General features: G+C 60.5%; 20 protein-coding genes. 11 read left to right on the forward strand and 9 right to left on the reverse strand.

Annotation, left to right across the window (positions count from 1 at the left end):
• The first annotated feature begins 31 nt into the window (after positions 1–31).
• Entirely contained in the window at positions 32–481 is a 450-nt protein-coding gene (locus tag VLA07_RS00650) for a Spy/CpxP family protein refolding chaperone (protein ID WP_047600020.1), read from the forward strand.
• Positions 482–662: 181 nt separating this feature from the next.
• Positions 663–2,003 carry a sensor histidine kinase gene (locus VLA07_RS00655; protein ID WP_115987976.1) on the forward strand — a complete coding sequence of 447 codons (1,341 nt, stop codon included), beginning with the start codon at positions 663–665 and terminating at the stop codon, positions 2,001–2,003.
• 110 nt (positions 2,004–2,113) lie between these two features.
• Here the strand turns inward: VLA07_RS00655 and VLA07_RS00660 are convergent, their stop codons facing one another.
• A complete protein-coding gene (locus VLA07_RS00660) occupies positions 2,114–2,680 on the reverse strand; it encodes a nitroreductase family protein (RefSeq protein ID WP_333988236.1) in 567 nt (188 codons plus the stop codon).
• 121 nt (positions 2,681–2,801) lie between these two features.
• Here VLA07_RS00660 and VLA07_RS00665 point away from each other — a divergent pair, with 121 nt between their 5' ends.
• On the forward strand, positions 2,802–4,256 hold the full coding sequence (locus VLA07_RS00665) for a TrkH family potassium uptake protein (protein WP_103368141.1): 1,455 nt from the start codon (positions 2,802–2,804) through the stop codon (positions 4,254–4,256).
• On the opposite strand, the gene VLA07_RS00670 is transcribed toward VLA07_RS00665, so the two are convergent.
• Positions 4,213–5,268, reverse strand: coding sequence for an AraC family transcriptional regulator (locus tag VLA07_RS00670; protein ID WP_218568261.1), 1,056 nt, complete (start codon positions 5,266–5,268; stop codon positions 4,213–4,215). The two genes, VLA07_RS00665 and VLA07_RS00670, sit on opposite strands and share 44 nt — an antisense overlap.
• Before the next feature lie 164 nt (positions 5,269–5,432).
• Between VLA07_RS00670 and VLA07_RS00675 the strand changes: the two genes are divergently transcribed.
• A complete protein-coding gene (locus VLA07_RS00675; RefSeq protein WP_003222750.1) occupies positions 5,433–5,744 on the forward strand; it encodes a DUF962 domain-containing protein in 312 nt (103 codons plus the stop codon).
• Positions 5,745–5,770: 26 nt separating this feature from the next.
• Entirely contained in the window at positions 5,771–6,361 is a 591-nt protein-coding gene (locus VLA07_RS00680) for an HD domain-containing protein (protein ID WP_097090176.1), read from the forward strand.
• 120 nt (positions 6,362–6,481) lie between these two features.
• Here the strand turns inward: VLA07_RS00680 and VLA07_RS00685 are convergent, their stop codons facing one another.
• Entirely contained in the window at positions 6,482–7,297 is an 816-nt protein-coding gene (locus VLA07_RS00685; RefSeq protein WP_333988238.1) for a UDP-2,3-diacylglucosamine diphosphatase, read from the reverse strand.
• Between the two features lie 136 nt (positions 7,298–7,433).
• Here VLA07_RS00685 and VLA07_RS00690 point away from each other — a divergent pair, with 136 nt between their 5' ends.
• Together VLA07_RS00690 and VLA07_RS00695 are read left to right on the forward strand one after the other, a co-directional pair.
• The gene (locus VLA07_RS00690; RefSeq protein WP_333988239.1) at positions 7,434–8,198 is read left to right on the forward strand and encodes an AraC family transcriptional regulator; all 765 of its coding nucleotides are present in this window, start codon (positions 7,434–7,436) and stop codon (positions 8,196–8,198) included.
• Between the two features lie 74 nt (positions 8,199–8,272).
• Positions 8,273–9,166, forward strand: a complete 894-nt coding sequence (locus VLA07_RS00695; protein ID WP_183781791.1) for a DMT family transporter — start codon at positions 8,273–8,275, stop codon at positions 9,164–9,166.
• On the opposite strand, the gene VLA07_RS00700 is transcribed toward VLA07_RS00695, so the two are convergent.
• The gene (locus VLA07_RS00700) at positions 9,160–9,447 is read right to left on the reverse strand and encodes a SelT/SelW/SelH family protein (RefSeq protein ID WP_027613985.1); all 288 of its coding nucleotides are present in this window, start codon (positions 9,445–9,447) and stop codon (positions 9,160–9,162) included. The genes VLA07_RS00695 and VLA07_RS00700 overlap by 7 nt on opposite strands.
• 71 nt (positions 9,448–9,518) lie before the next feature.
• Between VLA07_RS00700 and VLA07_RS00705 the strand changes: the two genes are divergently transcribed.
• Entirely contained in the window at positions 9,519–11,720 is a 2,202-nt protein-coding gene (locus VLA07_RS00705; RefSeq protein ID WP_225137927.1) for a patatin-like phospholipase family protein, read from the forward strand.
• 142 nt (positions 11,721–11,862) lie between these two features.
• On the opposite strand, the gene VLA07_RS00710 is transcribed toward VLA07_RS00705, so the two are convergent.
• From VLA07_RS00710 to recQ, 3 genes are all read right to left on the reverse strand, one after another.
• Entirely contained in the window at positions 11,863–13,620 is a 1,758-nt protein-coding gene (locus tag VLA07_RS00710; protein ID WP_333988240.1) for a FimV/HubP family polar landmark protein, read from the reverse strand.
• 128 nt (positions 13,621–13,748) lie between these two features.
• Complete coding sequence (locus VLA07_RS00715; RefSeq protein ID WP_027613988.1) at positions 13,749–14,183, reverse strand: MarR family transcriptional regulator; 435 nt, start codon at positions 14,181–14,183, stop codon at positions 13,749–13,751.
• A gap of 133 nt (positions 14,184–14,316) precedes the next feature.
• A complete protein-coding gene (gene recQ, locus VLA07_RS00720; RefSeq protein ID WP_247267739.1) occupies positions 14,317–16,446 on the reverse strand; it encodes a DNA helicase RecQ in 2,130 nt (709 codons plus the stop codon).
• A gap of 396 nt (positions 16,447–16,842) precedes the next feature.
• On the opposite strand from recQ, the gene VLA07_RS00725 reads away from it, so the two are divergent.
• The 3 genes from VLA07_RS00725 (at position 16,843) to VLA07_RS00735 (ending at position 19,553) form a co-directional block, all read left to right on the forward strand.
• Positions 16,843–17,430, forward strand: a complete 588-nt coding sequence (locus VLA07_RS00725; RefSeq protein WP_007962155.1) for a UPF0149 family protein — start codon at positions 16,843–16,845, stop codon at positions 17,428–17,430.
• A gap of 10 nt (positions 17,431–17,440) precedes the next feature.
• Positions 17,441–17,836 (forward strand): YbaN family protein, encoded by a 396-nt coding sequence (locus tag VLA07_RS00730; RefSeq protein WP_098967773.1) that lies wholly within the window; start codon positions 17,441–17,443, stop codon positions 17,834–17,836.
• A gap of 223 nt (positions 17,837–18,059) precedes the next feature.
• On the forward strand, positions 18,060–19,553 hold the full coding sequence (locus tag VLA07_RS00735; protein ID WP_333988241.1) for a hypothetical protein: 1,494 nt from the start codon (positions 18,060–18,062) through the stop codon (positions 19,551–19,553).
• Between the two features lie 115 nt (positions 19,554–19,668).
• Here the strand turns inward: VLA07_RS00735 and VLA07_RS00740 are convergent, their stop codons facing one another.
• Both VLA07_RS00740 and VLA07_RS00745 read right to left on the reverse strand, forming a co-directional pair.
• Positions 19,669–21,915 carry an autotransporter outer membrane beta-barrel domain-containing protein gene (locus VLA07_RS00740; protein WP_333988242.1) on the reverse strand — a complete coding sequence of 749 codons (2,247 nt, stop codon included), beginning with the start codon at positions 21,913–21,915 and terminating at the stop codon, positions 19,669–19,671.
• Positions 21,916–22,200: 285 nt separating this feature from the next.
• Positions 22,201–24,153 (reverse strand): hypothetical protein, encoded by a 1,953-nt coding sequence (locus tag VLA07_RS00745; RefSeq protein ID WP_333988243.1) that lies wholly within the window; start codon positions 24,151–24,153, stop codon positions 22,201–22,203.
• Between the last annotated feature and the right edge of the window lie 10 nt (positions 24,154–24,163).

The raw sequence follows: 24,163 nt of genomic DNA on the forward strand, positions 1-24,163 counted from the left end.
ACGTACCGGGAACGAGACAAGGAGATACACCATGCGCAAGACTCTTATCGCTCTGATGTTCGCTGCCGCTCTGCCAACCGTCGCCATGGCCATGCCACAGGATGGCGGCCCGATGGGTGGCCCGCTCGACGGCCCACGCCACGGCGGTCAGATGCACGGCGAGCACGGCAAAGGCCCGTACAGCCAACTCGACCTGTCCCGTGAACAACGCGATCAGATCCGCAAGATCATGGGCGAGCAGATGCATGAGCGTCGCCAGGTAGTCGAGAAGTACCTGGAAAAACTCTCGCCGGCTGACCAGAAAGCCATGAAAGACGAGATGGCCGCCAACCACAAGAAAGCCGAAGCTGACGTACGCAACCTGCTGAAACCGGATCAACAGAAGAAATTCGACGAGATCCAGAAGAAACAGGCTGAACGCCGCGCCGAATGGGCCGAGTTCAAAGCGTGGAAAGCGCAACAACCGCAAAAAGCGCAATAATGCGATAACCTCGGATCCGACGGCTAAACGCCGTCGGTTCTGTTGCCACTCAATCCAAATGTGGGAGCGGGCTTGCTCGCGAATACGGTGTATCAGACAAAGTAATGTTGACTGACACACCGCATTCGCGAGCAAGCCCGTTCCCACATTGTTGAGTTTTTTGTTTGATTGAGGATTTTCTGTGCGTTCATTGTTCTGGCGTATTCTCGCAAGCTTCTGGCTGGCCATTGCTCTGGTGGCGGGGCTGTCGATTCTGCTCGGGCACATGCTCAACCAGGACGCGTGGATCCTCAGCCGCCATCCCGGCCTCAACACCCTGGCCGCCGAATGGACGCAAACCTACGAAGCCCAGGGCGAGGATGCCGCGCAGGACATCCTCGAACAACGCAAGCGCCAATATCACATCGATGTCCAGGTGCTGAACGAAAGCGGCGACCCGGTGGTGCGTGGCACCTTCCCGCGTCGCGCCGCCGCCTTCGAAGCCCGGCAGAACAACGATGACCGACGCCTGCCCTGGCGGCGCCTGACCGACGAATTCACCAGCGAAAAAACCGGCGACACCTACCTGTTCATCTTCCGCATCCCGCACCCGGAGCTCGACGCCTGGCACCGCGAAAGCCTGCTCTGGCCGCTCAGTGCGCTGGGCATTGCACTGGTGGTGCTGACCCTGTTCAGCCTGCTGGTGACCTTCTCCATCACCCGCCCGCTCAGTCGTTTACGCGGTGCGGTGCATGATCTGGGGCAGACCACCTATCAGCAGAACAGCCTGGCGAAACTGGCCAACCGCCGCGATGAGTTTGGCGTGCTGGCCAACGACTTCAACCGCATGGGCGCGCGCCTGCAAAGCCTGATCGGCAGTCAGCGCCAGTTGCTGCGCGATGTGTCCCACGAACTGCGCTCACCTTTGGCGCGACTGCGGATTGCGCTGGCACTGGCGGAACGGGCCAACCCGGAAGAACGGGAAAAGCTCTGGCCACGCCTGACCCGCGAATGTGATCGGCTGGAAGCGCTGATCAGCGAGATTCTGGTGCTGGCGCGAGTCGATGCCGACAACGCCAGTGCCGAAGCGGTAGACCTGAACGCCCTACTCGGCACCTTGCAGAAAGACGCGCAACTTGGCTCGCCGGAGCAGACCGTGCGCCTGGATGCCGAACCACACCTGACGCTGACCGGTTGGCCGACCATGATCGAGCGCGCCGTCGACAACCTGCTGCGCAACGCCCAACGCTTCAACCCGGTGGGACAGGCAATCGAAATGCAGGCCACACGTCAGGGCGAGCGGATTGTGGTGAGCGTGCGCGACCACGGGCCGGGGGTGCAGGCCGAGCATCTGAGCCAGTTGGGCGAGCCGTTCTACCGGGCGCCGGGGCAGACGGCGGCCGGGCATGGTCTGGGCCTGGCGATTGCCAAGCGCGCGGCGGAGCGGCATGGCGGGAGTCTGCTGCTGGCCAATCATCCTGAAGGCGGGTTTGTCGCCAGCCTGGAATTGCCGTTGGTGCCGGGCGCCGTCGTGCAACCCTGATCAAACCTGTAGGAGTGAGCCTGCTCGCGATAGCGGTGGATCAGACAAAAATTCATTGACTGATCCACCGCTATCGCGAGCAGGCTCACTCCTACATTTGATCGGTGGTGTCAGGCCTTGCCCGGCCAGGCGCTGACGAATTCGGCCAGATCAACCTTCTCGGCCACACGCGGCTCCTTCTGCGGCGTGCCGAGATACAGGAACGCGATCACCTCTTCGCCCTCTGCCAGCCCCAACCCTTGGGCCACATGTTTCGAATACGCCAGATCACCAGTACGCCACACCGCCCCGATCCCCTGAGCATACGCCGCCAGCAGAATCCCGTGCGCCGCACACCCCGCCGCCAGCAACTGCTCGGCCTTCGGATACTTGACGTGTTCCTGCAGTTTCGCGATCACCACGACCACCAGCGGCGCCCGCAGCGGGCCGTTGCGCGCCTTGTCGATCATCGCTTCAGTGACTTCGCCTTCCTGCATCTGCGCCGCTTCGGCCAGCAACTCGCCCATTTGCTCACGTGCCGCGCCTTCGACGGTGAGGAAACGGTACGGCTGCAAGTGGCCGTGATCCGGTGCGCGCAGGGCTGCGCCAAACAGGGCTTCGCGCTGCTCGGCGGTAGGGGCCGGTTCGACCAGGCGTGGAACGGAAACACGGTTGAGCAAAGCGTCGAGAGCCTGCATCGGCCACCTCCTGAGAAAAATGTGCGGCTATTCTAGCGGTATCCGGCAACAGGGTGCCGGTTTACATGCCCTGCCCCACGGGTAGAATGGCGCCCTTCCTACATCAGCCCGAGCGGAATTCATGGCGTTGCCGACCTTACGGATCATTGGTTTCATCATCGGCATCTTCCTGATCACCCTGGCCATCGCCATGGTTGTGCCCATGGCCACCCTGGTGATTTTCGAGCGCACCAGCGATCTGCCGTCGTTCCTCTGGGCGAGCATGATCACTTTCCTCGCCGGCCTCGCACTGGTGATCCCCGGCCGCCCCGAGCACATTCACCTGCGCCCGCGCGACATGTACCTGCTGACCGTCAGCAGCTGGCTGGTGGTGTGCATTTTCGCCGCGCTGCCGTTTTTGCTGACCCAGCACATCAGCTACACCGATTCGTTCTTCGAAAGCATGTCCGGCATCACCGCCACCGGCTCGACCGTGCTCAGCGGGCTCGACACCATGTCCCCGGGGATTCTGATGTGGCGCTCGCTGCTGCACTGGCTCGGCGGCATCGGCTTCATCGGCATGGCGGTGGCGATTCTGCCGTTGCTGCGCATCGGTGGCATGCGCCTGTTCCAGACCGAATCGTCCGACCGCTCGGAAAAGGTCATGCCGCGCTCGCACATGGTGGCGCGCCTGATTGTGGCGGCCTACGTCGGTATCACCATCCTCGGCAGCCTGGCGTTCTGGTGGGCCGGGATGAGCCCGTTCGATGCGATCAACCACGCGATGTCGGCGATTTCCACCGGCGGTTTCTCGACCTCCGACCAGTCCCTGGCGAAGTGGACGCAACCGGCGGTGCACTGGGTCGCGGTGGTCGTGATGATTCTCGGCAGCCTGCCGTTCACGCTGTACGTGGCGACCATGCGCGGCAACCGTCGTGCACTGATCAAGGATCAGCAAGTGCAGGGTTTGCTCGGCATGTTGCTGGTGACCTGGCTGGTGCTCGGCACCTGGTATTGGTGGACCACCAAGCTGCACTGGCTGGAAGCGCTGCGGCACGTGGCGCTGAACGTAACGTCGGTGGTCACCACCACCGGTTTTGCCCTCGGCGACTACAGCCTGTGGGGCAACTTTTCGCTGATGCTGTTTTTCTATCTGGGCTTTGTCGGTGGCTGCTCCGGCTCGACGGCGGGCGGGATCAAGATCTTCCGTTTCCAGGTCGCCTACATCCTGCTCAAGGCCAACCTTAACCAGCTGATTCACCCGCGCGCGGTGATCAAGCAAAAGTACAACGGCCACCGTCTCGACGAAGAGATCGTGCGTTCGATCCTGACCTTTTCGTTCTTCTTCGCCATCACCATCTGCGTGATCGCCCTGCTGCTGTCGCTGCTCGGCGTCGACTGGATGACCGCGTTGACCGGCGCTGCCAGCACCGTGTCCGGCGTCGGCCCGGGCTTGGGCGAGACCATCGGCCCGGCGGGCAACTTTGCCACCTTGCCGGATGCCGCGAAGTGGATTCTGTCGTTCGGCATGCTGCTCGGCCGACTGGAGATCATTACGGTGTTTGTGCTGTGTATTCCGGCCTTTTGGCGTCACTGACCGGCGCCTGCAACAGCCGCGCCCGGTAATCGCCGGGCGTGGTGTCGAACCAGCGGCGGAACGCACGGAAGAAGTTGCTCGGATCGGCAAATCCCAGCAGATAGGCAATCTCCAGCAAGGTCATGTTCGGCTGCGCCAGATACTGCTCGGCCAGTTCGCGGCGGGTGTCGTCGAGCAACTGCTGAAAACTGGTGCCCTCCTCCTGCAACCGGCGCTGCAAGGTGCGCTGCGACAGGTGCAGGGTCTGCGCCACGGTATCGCGCTTGGGTTCGCCCTGTGGCAGTAATCGGCACAACACCTGGCGCGCCTTGTGGGTCACGCGGCTTTCAGAGAATCGCGCCAGGTATTCCCCGGCAAACCGGTCGTGCAGCAGCGCCATGGCTTCGTTGGCGGTGGGCAGCGGTGCTTCCATGTCGGCGCGTTCGAAAATCAGCGCATCGTACGGCGCGTTGAACATCAGCGGCGCGTGGAAGGCTTGTCGGTAGGGTTGCAGGTCTGCGGGTTCGTCACCCTGAAACAGCACTTTGACCGGGTGCAGGGTGCGCCCGGTCAACCAGCCGCACAGGCCAAGCGCACAGGCCAGCGAGGCTTCGGCGCTCTGCCGGGTTGGCGGCAGGTGATCGCCATGCACCGTCAGAATCAGCGCATAGCCTTCTTCGAGCAGACGAAAACTCAGGTCGGCGCTCTCGGCGATAATCCGCTGATAACGCACCAGGCGTTGAAAGCCTTCGGCCAGCGTGTTGCTCGACATCAAGGCATAGCCGGCAACGTGGAACGACGCCGGGCGTACCACCTTGCCCATGTTCAGGCCGATCGCCGGGTTGCCGGACAGCTCGACCGCCCGTTGCCAGAGGCGGGTCATGGAATCTTGCGGGAAGCGCGCATCCGGATCATCCAGGGCCGCGTAATCGAGCCCCAGTTGCTTGAACAGTACCCGGCAATCCAGGCCGTCCATCTCCAATGCTTTGACAATCCCCATCGCCCAGCTTGCAGAAGTCGTTCGTTCGCTCATGGCGTTATTCTTTTACATGATGGATCGCATGTTACGACCCGATTTGCGAAGGATACTAAAGTGGCGCCCATTGTCACTGGCTGATGCCAGTGTTCACTCTAGACTCAAATAAGCTACCCGCCGAACAACTTGCCGTCAGAACAATAACCACAGAGATCGCAGTCGTGGAAAACATCAAGCAATTCAACACTTTCGCCGAGTTCTACCCGTATTACCTCAGCGAACACGCCAACAGTACCTGCCGACGATTGCATTTCATCGGCACCACGCTGGTGATTTTCATTCTGGCCATGACCATCGCCAAAGGCGCCTGGCTGCTGTTGCTGGCCCTGCCGCTGGCCGGTTACAGCTTCGCCTGGGTCGGCCATTTCTTCTTTGAAAAGAACCGTCCGGCGACTTTCCAGCATCCGCTGTACAGTCTGCTCGGCGATTTCGTCATGTACCGCGACATGATCCTCGGCCGCGTGGCGTTCTGAACCCCGACCCATCAGGAGGCTTGCCGATGAACGCCAATGCCCGCTTCACTCACATGCAGGACGGCACGCAGGAAGACTGGGCGATCATCGCCGCGGACTTCAGCGCCTACGCTCGGCAGTTGCCGTCGCGGATCATCGCGCACCTGAAGTTGCTCGAAGGCGATTTCGGCGGCTTCCCGGTGGATCGCCTGACCCATTCGCTGCAAACCGCAACCCGCGCCTATCGCGACGGGCGTGACGAGGAATACGTGGTCTGTGCACTGCTGCATGACATTGGCGACACCCTCGGCTCCTACAACCACCCGGACATCGCGGCGGCGATTCTCAAACCGTTCGTCAGTGCCGAGAATCTGTGGATGGTCGAGAAGCACGGGATCTTTCAGGGTTATTACTTCTTCCATCACCTGGGCATGGATCGGCATCTGCGCGAGCAATTCGCCGCGCATCCGCAGTATCAGGCCACGGCGGAATTTTGCGCCAGGTACGATGCGGCGGCGTTCGACCCGGCCTATGAAACCCTGCCACTGAGCTTCTTCGAGCCGATGATGGAGCGGCTGTTTGCCCAGCCGAAGCACTCGATCTACAAGGCGGCGATGGAAGAACACAGCCCGGCCTGAGAACACCACAGATCAATGTGGGAGGGGGCTTGCTCCCGAAGGCGGTGTGTCAGATAAACATGTACTTACTGATACACCGCATTCGGGAGCAAGCCCCCTCCCACAGGAGATATCTGGGGTCTAGGCAATCTCGGTAACCTTGGCGGCCTTGAGCTGTGCCTCACGCGCCTGTGCATCCGCCAGGCGATACAGCTCGATCGTGCCGTCCCAGTGCTCGATCAACGCCGTGCACGACTCCACCCAATCGCCGCAATTGAGGTAATCCACCTCGCCGACTTTACGAATCTCGGCATGGTGAATATGCCCGCACACTACGCCGTGCAATTCGCGTTTCACGCATTCGTGGGCGATGGCTTCTTCGAAGTCGCTGATGAAGCTCACTGCCGTCTTCACCTTGTGTTTCAGGTACGCCGACAACGACCAGTAGCCGTAGCCATAACGCGCTCGCCAGTGATTGAGCCAGCGGTTGAGGGTCAAGGTGAATTCGTAGGCCGAGTCGCCGAGGAAGGCCAGCCAGCGGTGGTAGCGGGTGATCACGTCGAACTGGTCGCCATGGATCACCAGCAGGTGCCGGCCATCCGCCGTGACATGCACCGCCTCGTCGACCAACTGGATGTTGCCGAGAATCAGCTTCGAATAACGGCGCAGGAATTCATCGTGGTTGCCGGTGACGTAGATCACCTCGGTGCCGCGCTTGCTCATGGTCAGCAGGCGACGGATCACGTTGGTGTGCGCCTGCGGCCAGTACATGCCACCGCGCAGCTTCCAGCCGTCGATGATGTCACCGACCAGATAGATCTTGTCGGCGTGGTAGCCCTTGAGAAATTGCGACAAGTGCTCGGCCTGGCAATCCCGCGTGCCCAGGTGCACGTCGGAAATCCACAAGGTACGCACCCGTTGTTTGCGGCTGGGTCTGGCGAGCTCGGCGCTGGTCATGGGCAACCCTCTGCGATGTTTTCGCCACTGTGCACGTGCCGGGTGAATCGACCATGACAGACAGGCGTCAGTCGTGTGACAGCGCGCAAGCCCGTCGCCCCGGTGTAGACTGGCGCTCACTTCGGAGACTTCTTCCATGCGCCCGATCCTCACCCTGCGCCAATACACCCACGACCTGATCGTCCACAGCCACGACCACGCGCAACTGGTTTTCGGGCTGTCCGGCGCGCTGGATTTCGAAGTCGAGGGTCAGGGCAGCCAGGTGCGTCAGCAGAGTTTCGTGGTGGTTCCCGGCGGCGCGCATCACGCCTGCGGCAGCCCCGATGGCAGTCGTTGTCTGGTGCTGGACGTGCCGGACGGGCCATGGCTGAACGATTCGCTGGGCGAGCACGCCGACGCCAGTCAGCGCTTGCTCGACCAGCCTGCGCGATTGTCGCTTGATGCCGGGCAAAGCCAATTGGTCCACTGGCTGGCGCACAGCCCGGTCACGGATCCGCTGATCGCCCAGCAAGGCGCAGTGTTGCTGCTGGCCAGCCTGAATCACGCCAGACCTGCCGAACATTCGGCGCGGCGCCTGCCCTACGCAGCGCTGGATGCGCACATCGAACAATACGCCGCCTACCCGCTGCAGGTGGCCGATCTGGCGCAGATCGCCGGGCTGTCCAGCGCCCGCCTGCATGCGCGCTTCATGGCTGAATGCGGGCAGACACCGATGGACTACATTCGCAGCCGGCGCCTGCACAAGGCAGTCTGCCTGCTGCGCGACACGGCGCTACCCATCGGCGAGATCGCCAGTCGGGTCGGCTACAGTTCGCAAAGCGCGTTCGCGGCGGCGGTGTTGCGCGAGTTCGGCGCTTCGCCGGGGCAGTTGCGCCGCGACTCCTGCGACAAAAAACGCTAGTTCGCCGACAGACTTCTGCGCCGCAACGCGTTTCAATGGGCAACATTGAAACCGTGTTCGGATTAAGGATTGCAATGACTCCGCGTACCGCCCTCGGCGCCCTGCACATTGGCGCTCTGATGTTCGGCCTGACCGGTGTGTTCGGCAAACTCGCGGCCGCCTCGCCGGCGGTGATCGTCTTCGGACGTGCAGCGTTTGCCGTGCTCGCCCTGGCCTTTTTCGCCCGCTTCGCCAGTCAGCACGGCTGGCGGACACTGCAGGCGGTCGACTGGCGGCGCCTGGCGCTCAGCGGCGTGTTGCTGGCCGGGCACTGGGTGAGTTTTTTCATCGCGGTGAAGGTCGCCGGCGTGGCCATCGCGACCCTGGGCTTTACCAGTTTCCCGGCGTTCACGGTGATTCTCGAAGGGCTGATTTTCCGCGAACGCATCCGCGCCAATGAAATCGTGCTGGTGGTGCTGGTCAGCGTCGGTCTGGTGCTGGTGACCCCGGCGTTCGATCTGGCCAGCGGCGCCACTACCGGGTTGCTCTGGGCGGTGCTGTCGGGCTTGCTGTTCGCCCTGCTGTCGCTGACCAACCGCGCCAGCTCCGGACGCATCCCGGCGGTGCAGGCCGCGCTGTGCCAGAACGTGGTGGTGGCGCTGTGTCTGCTGCCGGTGGCTGCGCCGCAACTGAGCGAAGTGCGCGCGCTGGACTGGCTGTGGATCGGTCTGCTCGGGGTGTTCTGCACCGGTGTCGCCCACAGCCTGTTTGTCGCCAGCCTCGCGGTGATCAAGGCGCGCACCGCCGCCGTGGTGTTCGCCATGGAGCCGGTCTACGGAATCACCGTCGCCTGGTTGCTGTTCGATGAAAACCCGACCGTGCGCATGCTGATCGGTGGCGCGCTGATCATCGTTGCCATCGTGGTCTCGGCGCGGATGTCAGGCAGCGCCGACAAGAAAACCGTGGCTGCCGAAGCCGCGTCTCACTGAGTGCGATCGTTATGGCCAAGGTCGCGCTCAGGGTCGATCTGATCGCGCACCCGCTGCTTGAGCACCTTGGCCTCGGGAAAACCACCGTCGGCCTTGCGCTCCCAGATCTGCACGTCGTCGCAGCTGATGTGAAACACCCCGCCGGTGCCGGGCACCAGTGAGACCTTGCCGAGGTCATCGCCGAAGGTGCTGAGCAGCTCCTGCGCCAGCCACGCGGCGCGCAGCAGCCACTGGCATTGGGTGCAATAAGTGATGACGATTTCCGGTTTTGCAGCAGACATGTTCGCTGAAACTCCTGAGACAGAGGGCGCCGCTATAATAGCCGGCTTTATCGCTTGCCCCGAGACTCACCATGCGCCGTTTGCTGTTCTGCCTGCTGCTTGGCTTCCTGCCCCTCTTTGCTAATGTCACCGTGCATGCCGCCGAAGCGCCCCGCCCGAAAGTCGGCCTGGTGCTGTCCGGTGGCGCCGCCCGTGGCCTGGCGCACATCGGCGTGCTCAAGGCGCTTGAGGAGCAAGGCATCAAGATCGATGCGATTGCCGGCACCAGCATGGGCGCAGTGGTCGGTGGCCTGTATGCCTCGGGCTACAAGATCGACGAACTGGAAAAACTCGCGCTGAACATCGACTGGCAGCAGGCGCTGTCCGACGCGCCGCCCCGGGAAGACGTGCCGTTTCGCCGCAAGCAGGACGACCGCGATTTTCTGGTGAAACAGCAACTGAGTTTTCGCGATGACGGTAGCCTCGGCCTGCCGCTGGGGGTGATTCAGGGCCAGAACCTGGCGCTGATGCTGGAGAGCCTGCTGGCGCACACCAGTGACACCCGCGACTTCGACAAACTGCCGATCCCGTTCCGCGCCGTCGCCACCGACATCGCCAACGGCGAAAAAGTGGTGTTCCGCAAAGGCCACCTGCCGCAGGTGATCCGCGCCAGCATGTCGATTCCGGCGGTGTTTGCCCCGGTCGAACTGGACGGGCGGCTGCTGGTGGACGGTGGCATGACTGACAACATCCCGCTCGACGTCGCGCGGGAGATGGGTGTCGACGTGGCAATCGTGGTCGACATCGGTACGCCGCTGCGCAACCGCAAACAACTGACGACCGTGGTCGATGTGCTGAACCAGTCGATCACCCTGATGACCCGGCGTAACTCCGAAGAGCAACTGGCCGCCCTCAAACCCACCGACGTGCTGATCCAACCGGCGCTGGCGGCATTCGGCGTCACCGATTTCGGCAAGGCCCAGGAGATGATTGACGCCGGTTACCGCGCCACGCGGATTCTCGACGCCCGCCTCGCTCAGCTCAAACCTCACGAATCTCAAGACGCCGAACTGAATGCAGCCCGGGCCCCGGGCCAGCGCACGCCGATCATCACCGCGATCAGGGTCGAGAACGATTCGAAAGTCGGCGATGAGGTGATTCGCTATTACATCCGTCAGCCGATCGGCGAGCCGCTGGATCTGGGCCGACTGCACTCGGACATGGGCACGCTGTACGGCCTGGATTACTTCGAACAGGTGCAGTACCGCGTAGTGCACAAGGGCCAGGATCACACGCTGGTGATCAGCGCCCGGGGCAAACGCAGCGGCACCGATTACCTGCGGGTCGGCCTGAACCTGTCAGACGATATGCGCGGTGATAGCGCCTTCAACCTCGGCGCCAGCTACCGCATCAACGGCATCAACCGCCTCGGCGCGGAATGGCTGACCCGCGCACAAATCGGCGACAAACAGGAGCTCTACACCGAGTTCTATCAGCCGCTGGACGTTGGCTCGCGCTACTTCGTCGCCCCGTATGCTGCGTTTGAAGCGCAGAACGTCGATGCTGTGCTCGACAACGACCCGATCGCCCAATACCGCGTCGAACGCTACGGTTTCGGCCTCAATTTCGGCCGGCAGATCGGCAATAACGGTGAAATCCGCTTCGGGGTCGGCGAGGCCTGGGGCAAAGCGGATGTGCGCATCGGCGATCAGGACTTGCCGAGAGAAAACTTCACTGAAGGGTTCTACTCGCTGAAGTACTCGTTCGACTCGCTGGACAACGTCTACTTTCCCCACGAGGGCAAGGACGTCAGCCTGACCCTGATGCAATTCGAACCGGGCCTCGGCTCGGACACGCGCTACCGGCAGTGGGAATTCAAGCTCGATAAAGCCATGAGCCATGGCCCGGATACACTGATTCTCGGCGGCCGTTATGGCCGAACGCTGGACGATGCCAATGTGGTGACGTCGAGCTTCCTGCTCGGCGGTGCGCGACAGTTGTCGGGCTTTCGCGAGGATTCGATTTCCGGGCAGAACGTCAGCCTGATGCGCGCGGTGTATTACCGCCGGTTGACGCCGCGTTCCTATCTGCCGCTGGACTTCCCGCTGTATGCCGGGGCTTCGCTGGAGCGTGGGCGGGCGTGGAACAACGACAATGAATTCGACAGCGGCTACATCAATGCCGCCAGTGTGTTTATCGGCTTCGATACGCCGTTGGGACCGCTGAACTTCACCTATGGCCTGAATGATGCGAATGAGCAGGCGGTTTATTTGAATCTGGGGCAGACGTTCTGATCATTCAAATGGATCTATATTGCCTGCCAGGCCGCCTTCGCGAGCAAGCCCGCTCCCACACTGAAACGCATTCCAACTGTGGGAGCGGGCTTGCTCGCGAAGGCGATAGTTCAGTCAGCGAACAATTCCGCTGACTCAACCTTCAGCGAATCCCCGCCAATAACGTCCGCGCCGTTTGCCTGAGGGGTTCATCCCCTTCCTTGAGCAACTCATTAAGCAAGGCAATCGCACTGTCGATATCCCCGTCATCAATGCAGGTCTGCGCCTGTTCGAGCTTCACTGACCCGACAGCAGGTTCCGGCTCCTGCAAGCTCAGCGGCTCCAGCGCCAGAGTGGACGGAGGATCGCCGAACGCATTGAGAAAGTCATCGTCCAGCGGCTGCGCGTCCGGTTCGGGGATCCACTCCAGCTCCGCCTCTTCGCTGGCCCCGGTTTCGGGTAACTCGAAGTCTGCTGGCAGGATCTCAAGTCCTGAGTTCGATGCAGACAGATCCGGGTGCTGCTCAGGTGCAGAGCGACTGCCCTCAAGATCCCAACTGGACGCCATCGACAGCTCACCCAGATTCAATTCGAAATCATCCTCGGGCGCCTGCGCCACCGCTGCGGCAGCGACCATCGGCACTGCCGGGGTTATCGGCGCAGCGCCGGTCAGTTTTGGATGCCGTTCACGGATCGCGGCCAGTTGCTGAGGATCCACCCCGGCATCACGCAGGCGGTGTTCCTGTTGTTCATAAGCAGCGCTGTCGCCCTGCCGCCCCAGCACTTCGAGCAATTGCACACCCAATTCGATGCGCTCGGGCTCCTTGTCCATGGCATTGCGCAACAACCCGACCGCCTCACTCAAACGCCCATAAGCCAGATAGATCCCCACCGCCTCCAGCACATCGCCGGCCGCCGGTTCTTCACGGTGTTCGGTGGCTGCGCGGATGCTCGCCGATTGAGTGGTTGGCGGGTCTTCAGGATCTGTTTGCCGATCTGCCGGCAGAGCTGCCAGTGGCGCCGCGCCCTCCACCAGTTGCCGCCGACGTCGTACGAACAGCCCGGCACCCAATAATCCCAGCAGCATCAGCAAGCCACCGAGCAGCGGCCAGTTGAGACCATCGTCGGCAGCTTCAGGCGCGGTGGTGACCGGAGCGGGTGTTGGCGGCGTAACGGCCGGTGCCGCTGGCTTTTGCAACTCGCTCAAACGCGTTTGCAGATCACTGACCTGCTTTTTGCCGTCGGCAATCTGCACATCTTGCGCCTGCAGTCTGGCGTTGAGTTCGTCCACGGTCTTCTGCAACTGCTGATTGAGCAACACGCTGGCCGCCAATTGCTCGGCCACGGCATCGTTGGCTGGCGCCGCCGGAGCGGGTGGCGCTGAAGGGGCGGCGTCGCGCTTGCCCTGAGCAGCCTGAGGCGCCGCCGTGGCAGGTTCGACGGTGGGAAATTCAGAAGATTGCGGACGTGGATCGGGCTCGTCGGTGGCCGGCACGATACTCGGCGATCCGGGTGGATCGATCAGCAGCGTGTACTCGCGCAGCAGGCGGCCATTGGGCTGATCGAGCTGCACCAGAAAATTCAGAAAAGGTTCATTGACCGGTTTGCGCGAGGTCACCCGGATCATCTGGCGATTGCCATGCAGGATCGGGGTGAACTTGAGGTCATTGAGGAAGAACACCCGCTCGACCCCGGCCCGGCCGAATTCATCCGCGGTGGCCAGGCTGGCCGAGAGGTCGCTGGCACTGAGGCCAGCGGCATCCACCAGCGCGATGTCGGCCTTGAGCGGCTGATTGAGGGCCGAATGGACGGTAATGTCCCCCAACCCCAGCGCCATCGACCAGGTCGAATAGCTGAATACACCAGCGACCAGCAGCCATCTGGCGCCACCGCGCAGTACAACGTGCCGACTTGCGAGCATGAGCATCCCTTAAATAAGCAAAACCGGTTTCTATGCGTTCGCACATCCGGTACGAACACGATATTGCCCAGTAGTTCTTATAGTCTGCTCTGCGCGATCCCTCAAAAAACCGGCGCGCGGTTTGTGCCTCAAGATTTTTCCAGATTGCCCAGAATGTGCCCGTGAACGCGCATGCACACCTTAAGATCCGCCTCGTCGACGCCTTCGAACAATTCGTGACGCAGCTGCGTGGCAATGGTTTCGATTTGTTCGATCAGCGGCAACGCCGGGGCGCAGAGCACGATTTTTTTTGCCCGGCGGTCTTCCATCACCGACTGACGTTGCACCAGGCCCTGGCTTTCCAGGCTGTCGAGCAAGCGCGCGAGGGTCGGCCCTTCGACACCGACGCTTTGCGCCAGCTCGCGTTGGGTCGGCGCATCTTCGAAACGTGCAAGGTGCAGCAGCACCAGCCAGCGTGCCTGGGACAAGCCCAGACCGGCCAGCCGGCGATCCAGTTCGGCACGCCAGCCACGAGACATCTGGGCCAATTGCATGCCAAAGCGGTGTTGATCGGTTAACGGCATAAAACTCTCATGAGTAGACTGACAAATAGAGAAAAACTAATTATTAGTCAGCTAAGCATGACATTTGGCTATAGGCAAGAGCCGACCTGTACTGAATCGTTACAACTGCCTGACGGTTGGCGCAATCGCCCTCTTACATTTCGAATTCCGATTGCAGCGCAGCCCTTACGCAGTAAAGAACGCCTTCCGGAACCCGACCGGCGAACAGCTCGGCCACTTCGGCGACCGACGGCAACTCGCCCTCGCCGTCGAGGAACGCGTCCTGCACTTCGCCCATCAGTTCTTCAGGCAAGTCGAGCGCCTGCTCCAGCGACAACTGTTGCTTACCGATGGCCTCGGCGAGCATGGTGTAGACGTTCTTTTCCGAGCATTGCAACTGCCCGGCAATCTGCATCGGGGTCATGCCGGCGCGGGCCAGGGTGATCAGTTCGTGACGCACATCGGCCACCACTTTCGGCGCCTCGGCCTCGCCGCCGAGCACTTCGAGGAAGGCTTCGCCGTAACGTTCCAGCTTGCGCGCACCAACACCGCTGACCCGCGCCATGTCGGCCAGCGAGGTCGGCTGGCTGCGGAGCATTTCCAGCAGGGTCGAATCGGGGAAGATGACGTACGGTGGCACGCCATGCTCTTCGGCGAGTTTGCGCCGCAGTGCACGCAAGGCTTCCCACTGTTCGCGCTCTTCCCCACGCACCAACTGACTGGCCGGACTCTTGCTGGCGGTCTTGGCGGTGACTTGCGGCTTGAGGTCGCGGCGCAGCTCCAGGCTCACTTCGCCCTTGAGCAATGGCCGGCAGGTATCGCTCAGGCGCAGGCCACCGTAGCCTTCATGATCGACGTCGGCCAGACCACGCGCCACCAGTTGCCGGAACAACGAGCGCCATTCGCTCTCGCTCAGCGCCTTGCCGACGCCGTACACCGACAGGTGCTGATGGCCAAAGCTGCGGACCTTTTCGTTGTCCTTGCCCAGCAACACGTCCACCAGATGGCCGACGCCATAGCGCTGGCCGGTGCGATAGATCGCCGACAGTGCCTGGCGCGCCGGCTCGGTGGCGTCCCAGGTCTGCACGCCGTCGACGCAGTTGTCGCAGTGGCCGCACGGCTCGGGCATGTCTTCGTCGAAATACGCCAACAGCGTCTGCCGGCGGCAGCGGGTTTCTTCGCAGAGCGAGAGCATCGCATCGAGTTTGTGCTGCTCCAGACGCTTGTGGCGCTCATCGCCTTCGGAGTTCTGCAGCATCTGCTTGAGCATCACCACGTCTTGCAGACCGTAGGCCATCCACGCATCCGCCGGCAGGCCATCACGGCCGCCGCGCCCGGTTTCCTGATAGTAGGCCTCGAGGGATTTCGGCAGATCGAGGTGCGCGACGAAACGCACGTTGGGCTTGTCGATGCCCATACCGAACGCCACGGTGGCGACCATGATCAGGCCTTCCTCGTTGAGGAAGCGCTTCTGGTGATAGGCGCGCAAATCGTTGGGCAGGCCGGCGTGATACGGCAGCGCCGGGAAGCCCTGCTCGCTGAGAAACGCGGCGACTTCCTCGACCTTCTTGCGCGACAGGCAGTAGACGATGCCGGCATCGCTGCGCCGCTCGGCAAGGAACGCGAGCAACTGCTTGCGCGGCTGTTCCTTGGGCACGATGCGGTAGAAGATGTTCGGGCGGTCGAAGCTCGACAGGAAACGCTCGGCGTTCTGCAGGTGCAGGCGGGTGACGATTTCTTCGCGGGTACGCTTGTCGGCGGTGGCAGTCAGGGCGATGCGCGGTACGTCGGGGAACATTTCCGCCAACTGGCCCAGTTGCAGGTATTCCGGGCGGAAATCATGGCCCCATTGCGACACGCAATGCGCTTCGTCGATGGCGAACAGGGCGATGTTCAAGCCTTGCAGGAACGACAGCATGCGCGGCTGCACCAGACGCTCCGGCGCCAGATAGAGCATTTTCACTTCGCCACGCTTGATCCGGTTGGCGAGGTCACGTTGTTGTTCAGCGCTCAACGTGGAGTTCAGCGCGGCGGCGGCCACGCCCAGCTCTTCGAGGGTGGCGACCTGATCGTCCATCAACGCGATCAACGGCGACACCACCACCGCCAGGCCTTCGCGCAGCAGCGCCGGTACCTGGAAGCACAGGGACTTGCCGCCACCGGTAGGCATCAGCACCAGCGCATCACCGCCGCTGGCCACGCGCTCAATGATTGCACCCTGACGGCCACGGAAACTGTCGTAGCCGAAGATGTCCTTGAGGACGCGTTGAGCCTGTTCGAGCATAAAAACTCCAAAAATCTACCGAAACATCCCTGCACAGGCTGGTTCAGGACAGCCACAGCTGCTTAAACAAAACGTAAGAACGCATTGCAATGACAGCCGCAATACGCGCAGGGAGCGCAAAACGCGGCAGTATACCCGAGCGTTCCCCGGCACAGGGTGCCGCTGATAAGACTCCGCTAGCCGCCAACACGAAAACCCTGTGGGAGCGGGCTTGCTCGCGAAGGCGGCGTGCCAGTCGATGCAAAAGTGTCTGATACGCCGTATTCGCGAGCAAGCCCGCTCCCACTGGGATATTCGTGTTGCCTGTAATTGCGGCAAATCTGCCGTGCGGCTGGCTTGAGCGCTCAAGAAGGCCTAGAATTCCCGCATTGTTTATTCCCCCAAGGTAGCCCCGTAATGTCCTTCGCTGAGCAACTAACCCGCCTGCAAGTCTTTCTCGACGCCGACGAGCTGCACGAAGAGGCGCTGGATTACGTGGCCGCCCACGGTTACCTGACCGCCCTGTCAATCTGTGCAGAAGACGTACCGGAGCGTGAGTGGATCGACGCCCTGTTCGCCGAAGAGCCGCATTACAGCAGCGAAGCCCAGCGCGAAGAAATCGAAGCCACCCTGATTGGTCTCAAGGCACACATCGCCCGCCAATTGGCGTCCGACGAAGAATTCGAACTGCCGTGTGACCTGGACCTGGGCGACGAGCCGGACGACTCTGAACTGCGCGGCTGGTGCATCGGCTTCATGGAAGGCGTATTCCTGCGTGAAGCGGCCTGGTTCGAAACCGCTGAAGAAGAAGTCAGCGAAATGCTCCTGCCGATCATGGTCGGTTCGGGCTTGTTCGACGAGCAGCCAGAGTTCGAAGACATCGCCAAGGACGCCAACCTGATGGACGACATGATCGTGCAGATCCCGGAAGCCCTGACCGCGCTGTACCTGCTGTGCCAGGCGCCAGACGAAAAACCGGCGATCCTCAAGCCACGTCACCACTAAGCCCCAGCCTATGGACAACCCCATAGGCAACCGCTCCCTGATGTTGCGCTACTTCCTGCTGGCCGTCGGCTGGCTCAGCGTGGCATTGGGGGTGATCGGGATTTTCCTGCCGGTTCTGCCCACCACCCCTTTCCTTTTGCTGGCGGCCGCCTGCTTCGCGCGCAGCTCTCCGCGTTTCTATCAATGGCTGGTCGAACACCCGAAGCTCGGGCCATGGATCCGTGACTACCTCGACGGCAACGGCATACCGCTCAAGGGCAAGGTCTACGCGATCGGGCTGATGTGGGCGAGCATTCTGTTCTCGTGCTACCTGGTGCCGCTGCCGTGGGCACGGGGGTTCATGTTGACCAGCGCGGTGTTGGTGACGGTGTACATCCTTCGGCAAAAGACTTTGGATAAATCCTGAATTCCGCCGCCCCCGCTACATCTGCATTTATCCCCGATCCAGCGCCTCAGGCCGTCTATTTCGTGTGTTTCGAGCCAGTTATCCAAGTGCCCTGGCACTGACCGCTCGTCGGACAAAACCTCCTACCTGTTATTTCTGACAGTAGGCAGCACTCGCCATATCAGGCCCAATCAATCAACGCCTTCCTCGCAGAGCCACCTGTCCTTCGCCGAGGTTTTTCGTCATGACGCACTTTCACTCCTTCCTGTTTCCACGCTTGCAGACTGAAATTCCGGGGCTGAAACTGCGTCCCTTGAGGATTTCGGCCATGATAGAGCCGATCGTCAATGGGGACGGCGGTATCAACTGCAAAACCTACTACCAGTTTCCCGACGGTTTGTTCTGCGCCGTCGATGCCTACGCCGAACCCATGCGCAAAGGTGACACGCTCGATATTTATTGGGGCAAGGATCACAAGATCTTTACCCGGGTTCTGCAGGACGACGAAGACGGCAGCAACCAACCGGTGTTTTTCTTCCTGCCTGTGACGAACATCCTTCCCGGCTGGGTCGACGAGGTCTACTACGTACTGACCCGCGCAGGCAGCACCAGCCCCGACGAGCCCGCCACACCCTTGCGAATACTGGTGAAGCTGGATCTGCCGGGCGGCAAAGACGATGAGCCCCATTTGCCCGGACATGCAAAATTGCACATCGTGCAGCTGCCGCGCGACGTCATCGTTAACGGTGTGGATGCGGTTTGGGCAGCCAAGGGTGTGCCGATGGTTATTCCTCCCTACCCGAACATCGCCGTGCGCGACGTTATCCAGGTGCAATGGGGCAACGCCTTCTTGTCACCTCATACCGTCAGCGCCGATGAGGCAGCCGGCACGGCACCTATCGAGATCACCGCACACCAGGACGATATTGTGGCCGGTGGCGACGGCAACGCGCAGGTGGTGCATTACGGGATCCATGACGAGGTATTCAACCACTCCGAGAAGTGGTCGCTGAGAACCACAGTCAAAGTCATGTCCGGAATCCGGCAGCTGGATGAGCCGATTATCCAGGAGTCAGTCAACGGCATCATTGATCTCGACAAATTGAACAATCGCGATGTCAACGTGCATGTTCGCGCCTCCACCAGCGATTTCGAGGTGGGTGACACCGTCACCATGACCTGGGTAGGCACACCACCCACCGGTGCTCCGCTGCCCAACCGACAATCCCAGAGGGTGGAAAGCTTCCCCAGCATCCTCATGTTTCAGATTCCGAATGCGCAGGTCCGGGCGATTGCCATGGGAACCGCAGACGTATCGTATGTGCGCTACAAAAAGGACGATGGCTCTGCGCTCCCCTCCAGGCACGAACTCGCCACGGTGGAAGGCCGGATCCCCGCGCCGGTCTTATGCGAAGCCGCGGGCAATACGGTGAGCGCCGATATCACATCGGCCACCGTGAACCTTCAGTACCCGGGCATGACCGCGGACGATATCGTCGACATGGCCTGGCTGGGCACCAAGGCCAATGGCATTCCCCACTTGTATGAGGCTCGGCACATCGTCAGCCCGCAGGACGTGGAAAATCATCTCGTGACCTTGTACGTGCCGGGAAAACATCTGCGGGTGCTGGAGAACGGTGCGCTGAATCTGTTCTACCGGGTGTCCCGTGACGGGCCGCACTGGCGGGGCGCGCATGAGTCCGGACATCAGGAAATCAACGTGTTGCGATTCACCTGAGTCGCAGGCCTCAGGTCAACCCGCCGGCCCGGACAGCGGGTTGACCGGCAGGCCAGCACAAAAAAACGCCCGGCAGGTGCGAGGCGTTTTTCAGGTATTCGCATCATGACGCGGCTTACCAGGTCCAGCGCACTCCGAAACTCAAGTCATACGGTTTCTCGATGGACTTGCCATGGCTGTAGTCGTAACCGGCATACACTTGCAGGTCCTTGGTCAATGCCACTGCAACGCCTGCTCCCAGCACACCACGGGTGCCAGACAAGTCGTTGTTGAACTGATTATCAGCGTTGACCGTCACGCGGTTGTTATTGATGAACTCGTGCTGCACCGCAACGCGCACATAAGGCTGGGCGACCATGCCATTGCCCATGTTGAAGTTGCGGCCCACAGTGGTTCCCGCTTCACCCAGCACCGAGCGGCTGCGATCACCGTCGGCCTCCATGCCATTGTCCAGATCAAAGTTGCGCCCACGAATCAGCGCAGTCGACAGTTTGCCGTACGGCTCGATGTAGTAGCCGTTGCCCAGGGTGATCTGGCGCCCGAACTCCGCCGAAGCGCTTATGCCGGAGTTGTCATAACTGCCCTTGGCGCGGGTGCCATCGCTCATGCCGACTTTCGTATCGCTCTGAAAGCGGTTGAACTTGAGCAGCGCATCAAAGTAGTAACCGCTCTGCTTGTTCATCCAGGTTACGTAAGGGCCCAGATAGTAGCTGTCAACCGTACCCGAAGTCCCCTGTGCGACGTCCAGATTGGTATGGCTGTAGCCACCCATGATCCCGGCCACCCACAGACTGTCGCCCAGGTGCGTATCCGCCCCCAGCGAAAGCCCCTGCTGGGTCTGCTGATAACCCACGCCGGAAGCGGCGTTGATGTTGTACTTGTTGCCGTAGGTGCGCATCCACAGGCCGGTGTCACCCCCATTGAAACGCAACTCGCCCATGCGGCTGCGCAAAGTTGCCGCCTCGGCATACAACAGCGTCACCGGAGCGTTGAACAGCGCCAGTACCGATTTCGCCCCGGGGCTGATGGTCTTGGTGGTCGGGTCGAGAAACCATTCCGTACCGCCCTCCCCCACTTCTCGCCGAGCGAGGTCATACGACCAGGTACCCAGATCGACATGCCCGCCTCTCAGGGCAAATTGCGCGTCGCCGGCGGCGGTGTGCACCAGGGTCAACTGTTGCGGGTTCAGCGCGTCCAGACCGGAAGCGGCCACCAGCAATCCGAATTGTCCGCTGGCAACGCCCGTGACATTGAGGAAGTCGTGCAGACCGGTAGCGAAATTGCCCTTCATTTCGACCGTACTGGAACCATCCGGCGAGCCGGCCAGCGTGCCGACGTTCAACTGGTAGAAGGTATCTGGCACATCCTGCGCACCAAAGCGCACCGTCCCGCCATTCATGGCGAGTGTTCCTACAGTGTCAGCGCCTGTCAGGGTCCAGCTCGAACCGCTGTTGACGGTCACACCGTTGACCTTGTCGAGGCGGCCGGTCAGTTGCGAGTTGTTCTGCAGGGTGACGTTGGCGGTCGAACCGTTTTCGACCAGCACATCGCCCTTCATGTTGCCCTGATCGAAGGTGAGATTGGCGGTACTGTTGCCGGCGACGTTGACGTTGCCTTGCAGCGTGCTGTCGCGGACAAACATGCCCGCGGTGGAAGCGCCCTGCACCGTCAGCACGTTGCCGTTGCCCCCCGTCAGGGAGGACTGGTTCAACACCTCAAGGGTGGCATTGATGCCCTTGTCCACAAGAATCGCATCACCGGTGCGGCCTTCCACACTGGCGTTGTCGAGCCGCAGTGAATTGTTGCCCAGGCCCGAGGGATCCCTGCCCATAGTCACCCCGGTCTTGTCGCCGCTGATAACCGTGTTTGCGGAGGCGCGTACATCCCCCCCCAATATGTTCAGGCCGGTACTGTCAGCCCCAGTTCCGGTCACCTGACTGTTGATGAGCGTGAGCGTGCTCAAGCCGGTGACCTGAGCACCGATTTCCCCACCCTTGAATTGACTGTCGGTTGCAGTGACCGTGGAGCCCAGGGTCGAGCCGATAGACCGATTGACCGCTAGCCCCATAAAGTCGCTGGTCACGATGGCGCGAGTGAGATCACCCGTGCTGCCGGTTATGCGGATACCCTCCAGCCCAATGTCGGCATTGACCGTTGCGCCGTTGATATTCAACGTTGATCCGGACGTGACAGACAGACTCTGGGTGGTGGCCCCCGCGATGTTCAGCACACTTGCGTTGCGTACCAGATAATCGCTCTGCGGTGTGCTTGCATCGATATCCAGCGTATTGCCGTTATCGACGATAACGGCGGCAAAAGAATGCCCGCCGGTAAAAAAAAATGCTGGCAGCACGACCAGCATTTTAAAGAGTCCTGCCGCAGCATTTTTTTGCAGCGAAACATGGTTTTTGTTCATGACGTGGCTTCCTGAATGTTCATCACCTCACATCTTTCAGAAGAAACGCCAAAAGACTGTAAGAGGCGCGAACAATACCTATCCGGGTCAAGCAAAAATGTAGGAGAAGTCCTAGCTCCGGACGGAAAAGTCCTTTCCCGCTCGAGGAATGATCCGCCTGTTTCAGCAACCGTTTCAGCGAGGACACGGGAGGCGTAGCGGCCTCCCGTGTTTCCTTTGAAACGCATTGAATCAGGTAGGCAACGGGCAACTTCCGCCATCACCCGGATTGACCAGGTAAACCCTGACCAAATGCTCTTTGGAGGGAACGTCGCGCCCGTTAATGACAGCCGTATAACCGACGCTACCCCACGCATTCAGAGTCGCGAGCAAGGGCGCGTATGGGATCTTCACAATGAAGCCGGCCGCGGCCTCCTGATCTGTCGGTGTGTAGAACACCTCCTTGTCTGTCCCGGGTTTGGGGTTTGCACCGCCGTCGTCGGTATAACCCTGATAGGTGAATGTCAGCTCTTGATTCGCCAGTGCCAATTCCCCGCCCGGGACGTGCACCTCGACCACCACACCCTCGATGGGATCCAGGCGCAAGGCTTTGCAGTTCAGCCAGTCAGTATAGTTAGGATCAAGGTGTAAAAATGCCGGATCAGGTACAGTGTCCACTTGAATCTCCACATCCACGTTCCTGGGTTTTGAAATATCTACGTTGTCGTTCAGGGGATGACCGATGACGTAAGCCATCGGGTGCGTTGGATCACCGTTACCTGCCGCCGCAATAACGTCCCACTTCACTTTCCACTCAAGCGATGTGGGGATAACGTCTGGAATCGTAATGAGGCCACCATCCTCCTCAGAAACAAGCTGGCCCGCATATTCAAGTTGAACGGTGTCATCTTCCTTGGCGTCGGCATAGGTATTGACCGTGACAGTAACAAGCTGATCTTTGTCGGCTTCTCGCAACGTATTGACTGGGCCTCCGGAATCACCCTGAACCGTCACCAACGCCAGAATTGGATTGGTCGGGTCTGGATTATCCGGATCAATCGGCAGACCGGGCTTTCGCAAATCAACGTCAACATCTTTGGAAATCGGAGTTGGCGGGTAATAGGTGCTGCCGCGTTTGATTTGGTAGCGGGCCGCTACAGTTTTTACACCAGGGTCGTTGTTGAACACGTCTTTGAACGAAATATCGACGTAAAACGGGAACCCGCTGATGGTCTTCTCCACCTGCAGAATGTCGTCGTAGGTCACCACCAACTTATCTCCCTGTAAGTAGTTGGTGTATTCGTCAAGGATTCCCACGCCCAAAGGCGTTTGCGCATCCGCCAGATCGACCAGACCGTCACCGACACCGTCATACAGCGGAATACTAAGGGGCAACAGCCCCTCGGGTGGGTCCGTCAGAACGACCGTAACGTGGACTGGTGGAGAAAAAGCACTTGGGTTTCCCTTACGGTCGGTGACTCTGAAAAAAAGCGCGTGAGTCCCTTCATCTTGCTTTAATACTTGTTCAGCGGTAAGTCTAAGCACGATCTCAGTGGTGGTATCAGTCCGGGTGACCGAATCGACAACCTCTGCCAACACTGTCGAGTCCCCATATAACAACTCTATAAAATCGCCAATCTTCATATCTGCATAATTAGAAATCTTAATGGCTACAGAAACATTATCGTCCAGATATTTTTTGGTAATACCGTCATTTATTATTTCATCCGGAAGTCCAACCGGAAAAAACGGGTGCGGAGGAGTTCTGTCAACATTGCATTCCAACGGAACAGAGTTGCTCTCATTACCGCCTTGATCGATAAAGTATCCCAACTCATGTGTCCCCGGCCTATCGGTGAATCCGGCAGGAAACGTCATGTCGATTTCAAGGATATCGGGGTCCAGCGGCGTCGTATAAGGGTATCGAGTAGAGGGTATCCGACTTCCGTCAAACGTCAGATCAATGAAGCCCGGTACCATCTCCGGGTCGTCAGCCTCCGCAGGCCTCGGAACCAGACACTTGAAAAGCATTCCCTGCTGGCTCAGCGGAATCTGGTTGGTTTCATCATCCGCCGTATCGTCTAGAAATGGGTTGTCTGGATGCACTTTGATCACGGGCGCATCAACTTTTGTAACAGCATGGCGAACTTTCATATAATCGACCCGACTTTGTTCAGCGGGCGTCAATGGTTTCGGACTTGCCATTTTTCAACTC

Source organism: Pseudomonas sp. S3(2024) (genome assembly GCF_036861315.1).
GTDB classification, from domain to species: Bacteria; Pseudomonadota; Gammaproteobacteria; order Pseudomonadales; family Pseudomonadaceae; genus Aquipseudomonas; species Aquipseudomonas putida_A.